Annotated in this window: 13 protein-coding genes; all 13 read left to right on the top strand. The window is 64.0% G+C overall.

Annotated elements, in window-relative coordinates:
* Positions 1–40: 40 nt before the first annotated feature.
* Positions 41–961 (top strand): NAD(P)-dependent oxidoreductase, encoded by a 921-nt coding sequence (locus tag ACOX7T_RS13295; protein ID WP_433443584.1) that lies wholly within the window; start codon positions 41–43, stop codon positions 959–961.
* A 4-nt stretch (positions 962–965) separates the two neighbouring features.
* Positions 966–1,835 (top strand): FAD binding domain-containing protein, encoded by an 870-nt coding sequence (locus ACOX7T_RS13290; protein WP_433443582.1) that lies wholly within the window; start codon positions 966–968, stop codon positions 1,833–1,835.
* A gap of 18 nt (positions 1,836–1,853) precedes the next feature.
* Entirely contained in the window at positions 1,854–2,339 is a 486-nt protein-coding gene (locus tag ACOX7T_RS13285) for a (2Fe-2S)-binding protein (RefSeq protein ID WP_433443641.1), read from the top strand.
* Positions 2,336–4,651, top strand: a complete 2,316-nt coding sequence (locus ACOX7T_RS13280) for a xanthine dehydrogenase family protein molybdopterin-binding subunit (protein ID WP_433443580.1) — start codon at positions 2,336–2,338, stop codon at positions 4,649–4,651. Before ACOX7T_RS13285 ends, ACOX7T_RS13280 begins: the two co-directional genes overlap by 4 nt.
* A gap of 16 nt (positions 4,652–4,667) precedes the next feature.
* Positions 4,668–5,858, top strand: a complete 1,191-nt coding sequence (locus ACOX7T_RS13275; RefSeq protein WP_006572818.1) for a 3-isopropylmalate dehydratase large subunit — start codon at positions 4,668–4,670, stop codon at positions 5,856–5,858.
* 1 nt (position 5,859) lies between these two features.
* A complete protein-coding gene (locus ACOX7T_RS13270) occupies positions 5,860–6,354 on the top strand; it encodes a 3-isopropylmalate dehydratase (protein ID WP_006572819.1) in 495 nt (164 codons plus the stop codon).
* 91 nt (positions 6,355–6,445) lie between these two features.
* Positions 6,446–8,305, top strand: a complete 1,860-nt coding sequence (locus tag ACOX7T_RS13265; protein ID WP_433443577.1) for a cobalamin-dependent protein — start codon at positions 6,446–6,448, stop codon at positions 8,303–8,305.
* Positions 8,306–8,386: 81 nt separating this feature from the next.
* Entirely contained in the window at positions 8,387–9,532 is a 1,146-nt protein-coding gene (locus ACOX7T_RS13260; RefSeq protein WP_433443575.1) for a 2-methylaconitate cis-trans isomerase PrpF family protein, read from the top strand.
* A 60-nt stretch (positions 9,533–9,592) separates the two neighbouring features.
* A complete protein-coding gene (locus ACOX7T_RS13255; protein ID WP_433443572.1) occupies positions 9,593–11,020 on the top strand; it encodes a glutamate mutase L in 1,428 nt (475 codons plus the stop codon).
* A 33-nt stretch (positions 11,021–11,053) separates the two neighbouring features.
* Complete coding sequence (locus ACOX7T_RS13250) at positions 11,054–11,932, top strand: isocitrate lyase/PEP mutase family protein (protein WP_433443569.1); 879 nt, start codon at positions 11,054–11,056, stop codon at positions 11,930–11,932.
* Positions 11,933–12,081: 149 nt separating this feature from the next.
* A complete protein-coding gene (locus ACOX7T_RS13245; protein ID WP_433443566.1) occupies positions 12,082–13,491 on the top strand; it encodes a serine dehydratase in 1,410 nt (469 codons plus the stop codon).
* Positions 13,492–13,603: 112 nt separating this feature from the next.
* The gene (locus ACOX7T_RS13240; protein WP_433443563.1) at positions 13,604–14,461 is read left to right on the top strand and encodes a sulfide/dihydroorotate dehydrogenase-like FAD/NAD-binding protein; all 858 of its coding nucleotides are present in this window, start codon (positions 13,604–13,606) and stop codon (positions 14,459–14,461) included.
* Between the two features lie 13 nt (positions 14,462–14,474).
* Positions 14,475–15,742, top strand: a 1,268-nt coding sequence (gene gltA / locus ACOX7T_RS13235) for an NADPH-dependent glutamate synthase (RefSeq protein WP_433443561.1), incomplete at its 3' end; no start/stop codon positions are given.

The following is a 15,742-nucleotide window of genomic DNA, read 5'->3' as shown; positions in this document are numbered from 1 at the left end:
AAACAGCTGACCTGAAAAGGAAACAATAAATCGAGACAGAATGGAGTGCATGAAAATGAAGATTGGTTTCATCGGTCTTGGCGCAATGGGTAAGCCCATGGCCAGCAATCTGCTGAGCGCCGGCTATGAGGTCCACGCCTTTGACGTGGTGGAAGCCGCCGTGAAGGAGATGGAGGGCAAGGGTGCCATCGGCCATTCCTCCGCCAGTGAGATGGCCGGCCATGTGGATGTGATCATCTGCTCCCTGCCCAATGCCAAGATCGTGGAAGGCGTTATGTGCGGCGAGAACGGCGTGCTGGATAAGTGCAAGGAAGGCGCCGTTATCATCGATATGAGCTCTGTCGCTCCCAACAGCACCCGGGCCATGGCCAAGAAGGCTGAGGCCAAGGGCGTGCATTACATCGACGCTCCCGTCAGCGGCGGCGTGTCCGGCGCTGCTGCCGGCACCCTGACCATCATGGTGGGCGCTGACGACGAGACCTTCAACAAGGTCAAGCCCGTCTTCGACGTGCTGGGCAAGAATATCTACCACGTCGGCGAGGTCGGCGGCGGCGACGCCATCAAGATGGTCAACAACCTGCTGCTGGGCTGCAACATGGCTGCCCTGGCTGAGGCCCTGACCCTGGGCGTGAAGTGCGGCCTGTCCGTGGAGACCATGAAGGAGGTCATCTCCGTGTCCTCCGGCCGCAGCTACGCCCTGGACGCCAAGCTGGAGAAGTTCATCATGGCCGGCCAGTTCAACGGCGGCTTCGCGGTTGACCTGCAGTACAAGGACCTGGGCCTGGCTCTGGAGGCCTCCCGCGACGAGAAGGTGCCCCTGCCCATGACCGCCGCTGCCGTCCAGGTGTATGAGATGGCCCGCGCCAAGGGCCAGGGCCGCGAGGATATGTCCTCCGTGGTCAAGGTCTGGGAAGATATGACCGGTGCAAAGATCCACGGCGAGGCCGAGAAAGGAGCCTGAACTGATGAAGCCCTTTACTTATCACGCCCCCACCACAGTGGCTGAAGCTGTGGAAATGCTGGACAAGTACCAGAGCAGCTGCGCTGTGGTCGCCGGCGGTACTGACGTTGTCATCGAGCTCAACGAGCGCCACAAGACCCCCGAGCACGTCATCAGCATCAGCAAGCTGGACGAGCTGCGCTATGTGAAGGAAGAGGACGGCATGGTGAAGATCGGCGCCCTCACCACCTTCACCGACCTGGAGAACAACCCCTATGTGAAGGAGAAGCTGCCCGCTCTGTACGAGACCGCTATCCACGTGGGTTCTCCCCAGATCCGGAATCTGGGCACCATCGGCGGCAACGTGGTCAACGCCTCCGTGGCCGGCGACTCCCCCACGACCCTGGTGACCCTGGGTGCCTCTGTGGTGCTGCGCAGCGCCAAGGGCGAGCGCATCATGACCATCGAGGACTTCAACAAGGGCCCCGGCAACTGCGCCATCCGGCCCGACGAGCTGATGGTCGAGGCCCGTTTCCCCGTCATCGGCCCCGATGAGGCCGTTGGCTACTTCAAGATCGGCAAGCGTAAGTCCCTGGCTATCGTGGTGCTGGCTGTCAGCATCTACGTCAAGCGCACCGCCGACAACAAGGTGGAGGACTGCCGCGTGGTCCTGGGCGCCGTGAGCAAGCACCCCATGCGCTCCCCCGAGCTGGAGGCGCTCCTCAAGGGTAAGTCTCTGGAGGCCGGCGTGCTGTATGATACCCTGCCCGCCTTTACCGATGCCGTCCAGGCCGCCATTCCCACCCGTCCCTCCGTTGTCTACAAGCGTGAGGGCGTCCGCGGCGCGGCCCGCCGGTGCTATGACCAGATTCTCAGCCAGCTGGGCCTGGCCTGAGCAGGAGGTATCCGAATGATGGAACAGATTCGTATTAATTTTAACCTGAACGGCCACGACGTCTCCGTCATGGCTGACCCCAATAAGCGCCTGGTGGACTTCCTGCGGGAGGACATGGGCCTGACCAGCGTGAAGGAAGGCTGCGGCGAGGGCGAGTGCGGTGCCTGCACCGTCATCTACAACGGCAATGCCGTCACCTCTTGCCTGATGCTGGCCGGCCAGGTGGACGGCGGCAGCGTCATCACCCTGGAGGGCGTGACCAAGGAGGACGGCAGCCTGGACGTGATCCAGCAGGCTTTCGTGGACGCCGGCGCTGTCCAGTGCGGCTACTGCACCCCCGGCATGGTCCTGTCCGCCAAGGCCCTGCTGGACAAGAACCCCCATGCCACCAAGGCTGAGATTCAGCGCGCCATGTCCGGCAACCTCTGCCGCTGCACTGGCTACACCAAGATTGTGAAGGCCGTGGAGATGGCCCGCGACGCGAAGGGAGGCACTGAGGCATGAAACCTGAGACCGCTGTGAAGGAGAAGAGCAATCTGATCGTCTCCACCGCCAACAAGAACGAGTACTCCGTCCTGGGCAAGAGCGTGATCAAAAAGGATACCATGGAGAAGATCACCGGTACCGCCAAGTTCGCTGCCGACATGGAAATGCCCAACATGCTCTACGGCGGCGTGTTCCGCAGCACCATCTGCCATGGTGTCATCAAGAGCTTCGACGCTTCCGCCGCCCTGGCCATCCCCGGTGTTGTGACCGTCCGCACCTCCAAGGACATCCCCGGCAAGAACCGCATCGGCATCATCATCAAGGATGAGCCCATCCTGGTGGATGACAAGATCCGCCGCTACGGCGATGCCATCGCCGTGGTGGCCGCCGAGACCCCTGAGCTGGTTCAGGAGGCTCTGGACGCCATCAAGGTGGAGTACGAGGAGTATGAGCCGGTGCTGAGCATGGAGCGGGCCGCCGAGGCTGACGCCCCCATTGTCCACGGCACCACCAATGTCCACCAGAAGAAGCACCTGGAGCACGGCAACGTGGACGAGGCCTTCAAGCAGTGCGACATCATCATCGAGAACGACTACGAGACCCCCATGCTCTCCCACATGTTCATTGAGCCTGACGCGGGTATCGCTACTTATGAGAACGGCATCATGACCGTTTACTGCTCCACCCAGAACCCCCACTATGACCGCGGCGAGATCGCCGGCATGCTGGGCTTCCCCCAGAACCGGGTGTCCACCATTCAGGTCACCACCGGCGGCGGCTTCGGCGGCAAGCTGGACATCTCCGTCCAGTGCCATGCGGCTCTGCTGTCCTACTACACTGGCCGCCCCGTGAAGATCGTCCGCTCCCGTCTGGAGTCCACCATGGTCTCCTCCAAGCGCCACCCCATGAAGATGCACTACAAGACCGGCGCTACCAAGGACGGTAAGATCCTGGCCGTTGAGGCCACCCTGCTGGGCGACACCGGCGCCTACGCCTCCTACGGCCCCGCTGTTATCACCCGCGCCGTGGTGCACGCTGCCGGCCCCTACGAGGTGCCCAACGTGCGCATTGACGCCACCTTCTACTACACCAATAATCCCATGGCCGGCGCCTTCCGCGGATTCGGTGTGCCCCAGGTAGCCACCGCCCACGAGGGTCAGATGAACGCTCTGGCCAAGGCCCTGAACATGGACCCCATCGACATCCGTATCCTCAACGCCCACCGGCCCGGCAGCGTCACCCCCACCGGCCAGGTGCTGGGCGAGGACGTAGGCTTCATCCAGTGCCTGGAGGCCGCCAAGGCCAAGGCCAAGGAGGTCCTGCCTCCCTGCGAGCCCTCCGCGCCCAACAAGCGCCGTGGCCGCGGCTACGGCTGCATGTACTACGGCATCGGCAACACCGGCCTGCCCAACCCCGCCGGCGCCTTCATCGAGGTGCTGCCTGACGCCAGCGTCAACCTGATGGTGGGCTGCGCCGATATCGGCCAGGGCTCCACCTCCGCCATGGCTCAGATTGCCGCCGAGGAGCTGGGCCTGGAGTACGAGGACGTCCGCGTCACGCCCGCCAACACCCAGGTCACCCCCGAGGGCGGCGCCACCTCCGCCAGCCGTCAGACCTTCATCTCCGGCTCCGCCACCATGCTGGCTGCCCGGATGGCTAAGAAGACCCTGGCCGAGGTTGCCTCCAAGTTCCTCAACGTGCCCGAGGAGAAGCTCATCTTCAAGCATCGTGAGGTTTACTCCGCTGACGATGCCAGCGTGAAGATGACCTACATCGAGCTGATGAACGAGATGAAGCGCCTGGGCAAGCTGGCTCTGGGCTGCGGCGCTTACAACCCCAGAACCACCGGCCTGAACCCCGACAACATGTTCGGTATCCCCTTCGAGGTCTACTCCTACGCCGCCACCATCGTGGACCTGGAGGTGGACGTGGAGACCGGCTTGGTGGACGTGCTCAACGTCATCTCCGCTCACGACGTGGGTACCGCCGTCAACAAGCAGGCCGTTGAGGGCCAGATTGAGGGCGGCGTGGCCATGGGTATCGGCTTCGCCCTGCTGGAGAAGATCGAGACCAAGAACGGCAAGATCACCAACCCCGTGTTCTCCAAGTACCTGCTGGCCACCGCCATGGACGTGCCCGAGATCTACCCCATCGTGGTGGAGAGCGGCACCGGCGAGACCGGCCCCTTCGGCGCCAAGGGCGTGGGCGAGCCCGCTCTGATCCCCACCATCCCCGCCACCGCGGACGCCGTGGAGAACGCGCTGAATATCCGCTTCGGCAAGCTGCCCATCCAGCACCTGGACATCATGCGGGAGCTCTATAAGAAATAAGCACGGAGGTTTTTCCATGAACTGCATTGAAAAATACCTTGCCAGAGCTGCCGGGGTGGAGGAGGCTCATGCGGGCGACGACCTGTCCTGCCGTGTGAGCTACGTGGCGGCCCACGACGTGACCGCCCCCATCGCCATCAAGATGTTCCGGGAAATCGGGGTCAAAAAGGTTTTTGACCCCGACCGGGTGGTCCTGATTGTGGACCACATCTACCCCGCCGCCACCGAGAAGGCCCGCAACAGCGTGTGGGCCATGGACGACTTCGCCAAGGAGTTCGGCGTCCACCTCTATCACCGGGGAGAGGGCGTTATCCACCAGCTGATGTACGAGAAGCACCGGGCCAACCCCGGCGACCTCATCGCCATCGCTGACTCCCACACCGGCACCTGCGGCGGCTACGGCGTCATGGGCGTGGGCGTGGGCTCCACCGAGCTGGCCGCCGCCATGGCCACCGGCAAGCTGGACCTGGAGGTCCCCCAGGTGGTTCAGATCCACCTGACCGGCAAGAAGCCCGCCAACGTGTTCGGTAAGGACCTGATCCTGTACCTGGGCAGCGTCTTCGGCACCGACTACCTGGTGGACAAGGCCCTCCTCTTCACCGGCGAGGGCATCGAGGACTTCTCCGTTGCCGAGCGCATGACCGTGTGCAACATGGGCATTGAGATCGGCAGCATGATCACCATCTTCGGCACCACCGCCCTGGAGCCGGACACCGCCGAGGTGCGCGAGGTGAACCTGAGCGAGCTGGAGCCCCAGATCGCCCGGCCCTTCTCTCCCGCCAACGTGGTCCCCGTCCGCGAGGTGGCCGGCACTCCCGTCACCCAGGTGGTGGTGGGCTCCTGCACCAACGGCCGCATCAACGATATGGAGCAGGTGGCCAAGGCCTTTAAGGGCAAGAAGGTCCACCCCGACGTGAACACCCTCATCGTCCCCGCCTCCCGCGACGTGTTGGACGAGATGGAGAAGCGCGGCTGGTGCAAGATCATCCGGGACGCCGGCGCTACCGTGCTCAATCCCGGCTGCGGCCCCTGCTTCGGCGCCCATGAGGGCCTGACCAGCGAGCGGGACGTGGTGGTCTCCACCACCAACCGCAACTTCCCCGGCCGTATGGGCAGCATGAAGGCCAACATCTACCTGGCCTCTCCCGCCACCGCCGCGGCCACTGCCCTGGCGGGCAAAATCACCGTTCCGGAGGTGGAGGACTGACATGAATACCATTAAGGGCAGAGTCATCGTCCTGGGCGACGATGTGGACACCGATCAGATTCTCCCCGGATACGCCATGGCCGAGCCCATGGATCAGCTGGGCAACTTCGCTATGGCCGGTCTGGCCGGCCTGGACTTCAAGTCCGTGTTCCAGCCTGGGGACATTATCGTGGCCGGACGCAACTTTGGCTGCGGCTCCTCCCGTGAGCAGGCCCCCATCGCCCTCAAGCAGGTGGGTGTGGCTCTGGTCATCGCCAAGGGCTTCGCCCGCATCTTCCGCCGCAACTCCATCAACATCGGCATGCCCGTGTGGGTGGCCGATGTGGCCGACGAGCTGAAGACCGGCGACGTCATCGAGGCCGACCTGGAGAAGGGCACCGTCACCGTCAACGGTGAGGTCAAGCAGTTTAACCCCCTGTCCGAGAACGTGCGCAAGACCCTGGAGTACGGCGGCCTGATCCCCCGTGTCCGGGCCGAGCTGGGCATCGAGGGCTAATCAAATACCCGACCGGCCCTGCCCACAGGTGGGGCAGGGCCGGTGCTGTTGGACTGACAGAGAAGTTAAAATCGGGAAACAAGGTGATATAATGAAAGACCCGCAGGAGAGAACAAAAAAGATCATTAAGGAAGACATCGAGACTATCCGTGCCTATGCTGACTGCTTCGGCGTGGAGATGCCCGACCTGGACGAGAACGGCGAGGTCGTGGGCCTGCCTGGCCCCTATCCCCGCGAGGTGGCCGGCGTTGTCCGCAGCGGCTACCGTATCTATGAGCTGGGCCAGAAGGCCCTGGAGACCGGCGTGCCCTGCCTGAACCCCATCCTGGGCCGCAACACCGCCGAGGAGACCTGGAAGGAATCCTGCGACATCTATAAGTATGCCGACATGTACAACGACACCATCTTCCAGTTCGTCCACTCCGAGGCCACCCGTCACATCGACCCCCTGAAGGGCCGCGAGCTCATCGAGCAGTCCCGCGGCAAGGGCGGCATCACCCCCAAGGGTGAGCGTGAGTTCATCCAGATGGGCGGCGGCGCCAAGCACCCCGTGCGTATCAACGCCACCGGCGATACCGCTCACATCAACATCCTGAATGCCCTCATCGCCGGCTTTGACGGCACCGATATCGGCCCCGTCATCCACGTCCACTTCGGCGGCCGCGGCATCCACGACTTCCGCACCAAGGTGGTCAACGGCTACAAGGCCATTCAGATCTGCGGCGAGAACAAGATCTTCGCCCAGCTGGACACCCACAAGCACATCAACAACATTGGCGGCACCGACGGTATGGCCATCGCCATGTGCCTTCTGAGCGAGGGCCTGGCGGTCCACGGCGGCCTGCCCTGGGAGCTGAGCGGCATCCAGATGAACGTGGGCGGCAACAACCTGTACCGCGACCTGGCCATCATGCGTGCTTTCCGCCACAACATGCTCTCCAAGAGCCTGATCGTGGTGCCCGAGACCTTCCAGAGCCCTCCGGGCAACCTGGTGGCCGAGCAGGCTCACTTCGCCCGTATGGCCATCTCCGCCAAGCTGGGCGGCGCCAACTTCTACCGTCCCAAGGCCGCCGAGAGCGTGGGCATCCCCACCGGCGACTCCATGGGCCAGGCTGTCTGGGCCAGCGAGGACGTGTTCCGCCGCACCTACAACCCCGGCATTGAGTCCCCCAAGATTGACGAGTACGAGGCCATGATGATGGACGAGGCCTTCGCTGTGCTGGAGGCCGTGCTCCACCTGCCCTCCCGCAGCCTGAAGCCCGGCTGCCTGACCGAGGACTTCTGGCGTCAGTGGACCGACGAGCAGCTCATCGACCTCATCGTCGAGGGCGGCAAGAGCGGCATGATGGATACCCCCCGTGCCGGCGGCTGGGACCTGAAGCGGTTCGTCAAGACAAACCGCGACCCCGACGGCATCACCCGCTATGTTGAGGGCTACACTCCCCTGGGCGTGGATCCCACCCGCTGCCCCATCACCAAGGAGCATGTCACCGTCCATATTGAGAAGCCCCCCACGCGGAAGGAGAAGATCGTGCTGGCTACCGTGGGCGCCGACGCCCACGTCAACGGCATCAACACCATCCGCGAGACCTTCCAGGACGCCGGCTTTGAGGTCATCTACCTGCGCGGCATGAACCTGCCCGAGACCGTGGCCGAGGTCGCCGCCGAGGCCAACGCCGACGCCGTGGGCGTGAGCAACCTGCTGGGTCTGGGCGTCACCCTGTTCCCCCGTGTGGAGGCCCGTCTGAAGGAGCTGGGCATCCGGGACAAGATGGTGGTCTGGGCCGGTGGCCGTATCGCCGAGAAGGAAGAGGAGCACAAGTACTACGAGGACAAGATCGCCAAGGAGGGCGTGGGCTTCATGGGCGTGGACGCCTTCTTCGGCCCCGACTCCACTCCCGAGCAGTGCCTGGAGACCATCACCAAGCTCATCGAGGAGAAGCATAAGTAAATTTTCCGTTCTCCCCGGCGGGGCGTTCCCGCCGGGGGAGCGGCAGTACAGCGAACAAGCCGTATGTAGGAGGTAATCATCATGGATCAGTTCAGAATCCCTTGCGTCATCATGCGCGCCGGAACCAGCAAGGGCATTTTCCTGAAGGAGAACGATCTGCCCGCGCCCGGTCCCGAGCGTGACAAGGTCATCCTGGGCATCTTCGGTTCTCCCGACAAGCGTCAGATCGACGGCCTGGCCGGCGCCGATCCCCTGACCAGCAAGCTGGCTGTCATCGGCCCCGGCTCCGTGCCCGGCGCCGACGTGGACTACACCTTTGCCCAGGTGTCCATCACCGACGCCAAGGTGGACTGGAACGGCAACTGCGGCAACATCTCCTCCGGTGTCGCTCCCTTCGCCATCGACGAGTCCATCGTCCGCTGCCATGAGGGCCTCAACGAGGTCACCATCTGGCAGACCAACACCCAGAAGCTGATGAAGTCCTACGTCATGGTGGAGAACGGCAAGGCCAAGGTCACCGGCGACGCCGAGATTGCCGGCGTGCCCGGCACCGCCGCCCCCATTCAGATGGATATGTCCGGCACTGCCGGCGCCGCCACCGGCAAGCTGCTGCCCACCGGCAACCCCGTGGACGTCATCGGGACCAGCCGCGGCCCCATCGAGGCCTCCATCGTCGACTGCGCCAACCCCGTGATCTTCGTCCGCGCTGAGAGCGTCGGCATGAAGGGCACCGAGGATCAGCAGGAGATCGACGGCAACCCCGAGCTACTGAAGTACCTGGAGGAGATCCGCGGCATCGCCTGCGTCAAGTGCGGCATGGCCAAGGACCTGGAGGACGCCACCAAGAATTCCCCCGCCTTCCCCATGGTCGCCTTCATCACCGAGGCTCAGGATTACTACTATCCCCCCGAGAACAGGACCATCAAGAAGGAAGACGTGGATCTGGTCTCCCGCCTGATGTTCATGCAGGTGCTGCACAAGACCTATGCCGGCACCGCTACCGTCTGCACCGGCGTGGCCGCCAAGATCAAGGGCACCCTGGTCAACCAGGTCCTGCACAACGACAATCCCCCCGAGCTGGTGCGTATCGGCCACCCCGCCGGTATGATCCCCTGCTACTCCGAGGTGGATGAGAACAACAACGTCAAGAAGGCCGCCATCGTCCGCACCGCCCGCCGCCTGATGGAGGGCTACGCGCTGCTGGAAAAGGCCAAGTATCAGGACTGATTCTCCCGCTCCCGCCCGGTGCCGCCGGTGCCGGGCGGGGAGTGAAAAGGATGCCAGAATATGCTTGCAAATATTATCGTATTTGATGTAGGCAGCACCTACACCAAGGCGGCTGCCTTCCGGCTGGATCACGGAAAGTTCACCTTCCTGGGCCGGGGGCAGTCTCCCACCACCCTCCACGACATCATGGAGGGCGCGGGCAAGGCACAGGAGGCCATCAGGGCCCAGGGCGTGGAGTTTGACGAGCTGTGCAAGCGGTACAGCTCCTGCTCCGCCGCCGGCGGACTGCGGATGGTAGCCTTGGGCTATATGCCCCGTGTCACCGCCAAGGCCGCCAAGGAGGTGGCCATGACCGCCGGCGCCCGTGTGATGCAGGTTGTCTCCTCCGAGGAGCCTCTGGACTACCGGAAGGAAGTCCTCATGGAGATCAACCCGGACATCATCCTTCTCTCCGGCGGTACCGACGGCGGCGACGAGACCTGCGCCATGGAGAATGCGGAGATGATCTGCTCCCTCCACAGCAAGGCAACCGTCATTGTGGCGTGCAACAAGTACGCCCAGATGCCCGTGGCGGAACTGTTCGACCGGAACGGAATCCGGTACGTCCGTGTGCCCAACATCATGCCCACCATCCACGACCTCAACGTGAAGCCGGCCCGTGAGGCCATTCACGAGGAGTTCATCAAGCAGATCACCCGTGCCAAGGGCCTGCTGGAGTTCCGGGACAGCCTGGCCGACGCCACCGTGGTACCCACCCCGGGCGCGGTGCTGCTGGCCAGCGAGCTGCTGGCCCGGGGCACCTACGACCAGGACGGCGTGGGCTCCCTGATCCTCATCGATCTGGGCGGCGCCACCACCGACATCCACTCCGCTCTCCCCGAGCTGGAGAAGCTGGCCATCGAGGAGCGGGGTCTGGTCATCAACAACGAGAAGCAGTTCTCCTACCGCACCGTGGAGGGCAACCTGGGCCTGCGTGTCAGCGCCACGGGCATCCCCGAGGCGGTGGGCCCAAAAGCCATCATCCGGGCCATGGACCTGGACTGCGACGTCACCCCCGACGAGGTGACCGCCTTTGCCGCCAAGCTGGAGGCCCACCCCGAGTACATCCCCCAGGGTGAGAAGGAGCAGTCCATGGAGCGCGCTATGGCCACCTGCGCCATCTCCACCGCCCTGCGGCGGCACGCCGGCCACTACGCCGAGGTCGCCGACCCGGTGATGGGCATTATGGCGGGCGCCGCCATGGGCCGCGACCTGCGCAACGTGGAGAAGGTGCTCTGCGTGGGCGGCATCTTCGTCCACTCGGACAAGGAGAAGGCCCTGGGCATGGTGGAGCGCTGCTTCGAAGAGCCGGGCATCTCCCTGCTGCCCATCAATCCCCCCAAGGTGATTCTGGACCGAAGCTACCTGCTCTATGCCATGGGCGTGCTGGGTAAGCACTATCCTGACGCCGCCCTGAACTTCCTCAAGGAATATGTCAATCAGGCTTGAATGAGCCAATCTTATAATTTGGAGTGAATTAACATGAACGGAGCCACTAAAATCCGCGAGCTGTTTGCCACCAAGAAGACCATCGTCGCCCCCGGCGCCCACGACATGCTGACCGGTAAGATCATCGGCAAGCTGGGCTTTGACGCCGTGTACATGACCGGCTACGGCCAGTCCGCCAGCCACCTGGGTAAGCCCGACGTGGGCCTGATGACCATGAGCGAGATGGTCATGCGCGCCGGCAACATGGTGGAGGCCGCCGGTGTGCCCGTCATCGCCGACGCCGACACCGGTTTCGGCAACGCCGTCAACGTGATGCGCACCGTCCGCGAGTACGAGAAGGCCGGCGTGGCCGTCATCCAGCTGGAGGACCAGGTTATGCCCAAGAAGTGCGGCCACATGGTGGGCCGTGAGGTCATCTCCAAGGACGAGATGGTGGGCAAGATCAAGGCCGCTGTGGACGCCCGTCAGGGTGACATGATGATCATGGCCCGTACCGACGCCCGCACCGTCTTCGGCATCGAGGAGGCCCTGGAGCGCGCTCACGCCTACAAGGAGGCCGGCGCCGACATCCTGTTCGTGGAGTCCCCCGAGTCCGAGGAGGAGATGCGCCGCATCAACACCGACCTGCCCGGCGTGCTCACCCTGGCCAACATGGTGGAGGGCGGCCGTACTCCCATGTTCACCAACGCCAAGCTGTCCGAGTTCGGCTACAACCTGATCATCTATCCCACCGCTTCCGTCTATGTCACCACCAAGGCCATGGTGGACCTGTGGGAGGGCATGCGCCGCGATGACACCACCGAGAAGCTCATGGACACCATGATCCCCTTCGCTCAGTTCAACGAGATCGTGGGCCTGCCCGAGATCCGCGCCATCGAGGCCAACTACGCCACCGGCCGCGTTGTGAAATAATCTAACCGGCAACCCAAAGCAGTCCCCCTGAATGCGGCGGTTCCGGTGCGCCCGGCGGATCGTTTTCCCAGCCCGGCGCGCCGGGCCGCCGCATCTTTTTCATTCAAACAGCAACGGCCCTGCGGGGAGATAAAAGGAGAATTACGCCTATGTCTGATATTAGAGCTGCCATTCAGGAAAAAATGCCCCTGACCGTCAGCGAGATGATTGCCGTCGCCAAGGAATACGACACCCGCGTGGTGGACGTGGTTCTGCTGGAGACCGAGCTGCGCACCGGCCTGAGCCGGGAGGAGATCCTCACCGGGATCATGAACGAGTACGCCCACAATCTGAAGGCCGTGGAGATCGGCGTGAAGGACGGCGAGAGCATCCTGCTGGGCACCGTGGCCTCTCAGCTGGCCGCCCAGCCCGGCCCCAAGTGCTTTGAGGACGCCTTCCTGGACGACGCCCTGCTCTACACCCTGGGCGCCCAGGTGGGCAACCACTGCATCGGCCTGCGTCCCTGCGCCGGCACCGGCGATTCCTGCCCCTACTCCGGCTTCATCAAGGCCATGATGGTCCACGGCTATGATGAGAAGACCATCGCCGAGACTGCCGCCCTCATTCTGAAGATCGGCAGCCTCTTCCGTGTGGGCAAGGTCACCACCGGCTGCAACATGGAGGGCTACGGCGCCGGCTCCGCCTGCATCGCCGCCGCCACCGTCTCCCTGGGCGGCGGTACCCCCGAGCAGATGGAGAAGGCCATGGTCCTGGCCCTGTCTCCCACCATCGCCGTGCCCTGCACCCCCCGCGTGCTGGTGCCCGCCCTGTGCACCACCCACGTGGGCGGCGCCATCCTGATGGGTATGTACGCCGGCAAGCTGTGCATGAAGGTGGATATGACCGTCAACGTGCCCTTCGACGTCATGCTGGCCATGGCCGCCGAGGTCCACGTGGAGTCCGGCCACCACATCGTGCCCACCGTGGTGGAGTACATGGAGCCCTTCTTCAAGCGCAAGCCCGCCGTTGAGGCTCTGGTCCGCCAGGAGGTCAAGGACGCCGAGGCCAAGAAGATGGCCGAGACCATGGACAAGGCCGCCAAGAAGGCCAAGGCCCTGGCCACCGGCGCTGCCGACATCCTCCACACCCTGGGCGACGCCGTGGTCGGCGGCAGCAGCCAGGCCGTGGGCAGCCCCACCAACGCCGCCCGCATCTGCCACGAGCTGGCCAAGGGCAAGATCAAGAAGGTCCGGGTGGAGCTCTATCCCGAGCTGTTCGCCCGCCGTTCCATCAACATCCCCGGCGTGCTGATGGGCGCTGTGTACGGCGCCTCCACCGCCGACTACCAGATGTACAACAAGTCCGTCCAGATGACCAAGGACGACGGCGTGGAGGTGGAGATCGTGGAGGGCACCGAGCACTCCATCCAGCGCATCACCATCACCACCGACGAGATGACCTGCATGGTGGACACCCTGAACCGCGGCGGCGGACGTCTGGTTCTGCGGGACGCCAGCCCCTCCCTGGCCGAGGCCGAGGCGGCTGCCAAGCGGCTGGGCATCGTGCTGGTTCAGCCCTGAGATAAGGCGGTTATCCCTGTGAGAGAGGGCGGAAAGCCCTCTCTCACGGGCTATCCATACCCGCGCCCGGTGCGCGGCCAATCATCTGAGAAAGTGAAATGAGGGAACTATTTTGGCAAAGATTGTACGCAAGGAAGTTCTCAACTCCAGCGTCACGCTGCTGGAAGTGGAAGCGCCCAAGATTGCCCGCAAGGCCCTGCCGGGGCAGTTCATCATTCTGCGGATCGACGACGACGGCGAGCGGATCCCTCTGACCATCGGGGACTATGACCGTGAGAAGGGGACCATCACCATCATCTTCCAGAAGGTGGGTCTGACCACCATGCTGCTGGGCGACCTGAACGTGGGCGACGACATCAAGGACTTTGTTGGTCCTCTGGGCGTGCCCACCCACATTGACGAGGGCGTCAAGCGTGTGTGCGTGGTAGGCGGCGGCGTGGGCTGCGCCATCGCCTATCCCCAGGCCAAGTATCTCCACCTGGCAGGCTATGAGGTGGACGTCATCGCCGGCTTCCGCTCCAAGGACATTGTCATCCTGGAGGAGGAGTTCAAGGCTGCCTGCACCAACTTCTACCTGACCACCGACGACGGCACCTACGGCGAGAAGGGCTTTGTCACCGACAAGCTGAAGAGCCTCATCGAGGCGGGCAACAAGTATGACCTGGTCATCGCCATCGGCCCCGTTCCCATGATGAAGTTTGTGTGCAAGACCACCGAGCCCTACGGCCTGAAGACCCTGGTGAGCCTGAACCCCATCATGGTGGACGGCACCGGCATGTGCGGCGGCTGCCGTGTGACGGTGGGCGGCAAGGTGAAGTTCGCCTGCGTGGACGGCCCTGACTTTGACGGCCATCAGGTGGACTTTGACGAGCTGATGAACCGGAACACCATCTACCGTGAGCAGGAGGCCGCGGCCAAGGAGCAGCACGAGTGCCGGATGGAGCGTCTGGGCCGGCAGCTGATTCAGTGAGGGGGAGAGTACAATGGCAAATATGAGTCTGAAGAAGCTGCCCATGCCGGAGCAGGACCCGGTGGAGCGCAGCCGCAACTTTAAGGAAGTGGCCGTGGGCTACACCGCCGAGATGGCCATTGAGGAAGCTGGCCGCTGCCTGCAGTGCAAGAACCCCAAGTGCGTGTCCGGCTGCCCGGTGAACATCCACATTCCCGAGTTCATCGCCAAGGTGGCTGAGGGCGACTTCGCCGCCGCCTATGAGATTATCTCCGATACCAACGCCCTGCCCGCCGTGTCCGGACGTGTGTGCCCCCAGGAGACCCAGTGCGAGGCGCTGTGCGTCCGGGGCATCAAGGGCGAGCCTGTGGCCATTGGCCGTCTGGAGCGGTTCGTGGCCGACTGGTACCGTGAGCACGTCAACGCCATGCCCAAGAAGCCCGAGACCAACGGCCACAAGGTGGCGGTCGTGGGTTCCGGCCCTGCCGGCCTGACCTGCGCCAGCGACCTGGCCAAGATGGGCTACGAGGTGAGCCTGTTCGAGGCCTTCCACGTGGCCGGCGGCGTGCTGGTGTACGGCATCCCCGAGTTCCGTCTGCCCAAGGCCATCGTGGCCAATGAGGTGGAGAAGCTGAAGGCCCTGGGCGTGGACGTGGAGACCAACACGGTTGTGGGCAAGACCACCTCCATCGACGAGCTGTTCGAGGAGGGCTACGAGGCCGTGTTCGTGGGCTCCGGCGCGGGCCTGCCCATGTTCATGGGCATCCCCGGCGAGAGCCTGGTGGGCGTATACTCCGCCAACGAGTACCTGACCCGCATCAACCTGATGAAGGCCTACGAGAGCGGCCACGACACCCCCATCAAGCACTGCAAGAGCGTGGCTGTTGTGGGCGGCGGCAACGTGGCCATGGACGCGGCCCGGTGCGCCCGCCGTCTGGGCGCCGAGGTCCACGTGGTGTACCGCCGGAGCGAGGCGGAGATGCCCGCCCGACTGGAGGAGGTCCACCACGCCAAGGAGGAGGGCATCCAGTTCGACCTGCTGACCAACCCTGTGGAGATTCTGGGCGAGGGCGGCAAGGTTGTGGGCATGAAGTGCATCCGGATGGAGCTGGGCGAGCCCGACGCCAGCGGCCGCCGCCGTCCCGTGCCCGTGGAGGGCAGCGAGTTCGTGCTGGACGTGGACGCTGTCATCATGAGCCTGGGCACCAGCCCCAACCCCCTCATCCGTTCCACTACCCCCGGCCTGGACACCAACAAGAAGGGCTGCCTCATCGTGGCCGACGACGGCGTGACCACCACCCG

It is taken from the genome of Pseudoflavonifractor sp., from assembly GCF_050943825.1.
In the GTDB taxonomy this organism is placed as follows: Bacteria; Bacillota; Clostridia; order Oscillospirales; family Oscillospiraceae; genus Pseudoflavonifractor.
Note: the sequence above shows the minus strand (reverse complement) of the source record. Positions and strands in the feature narration are given on the sequence as shown.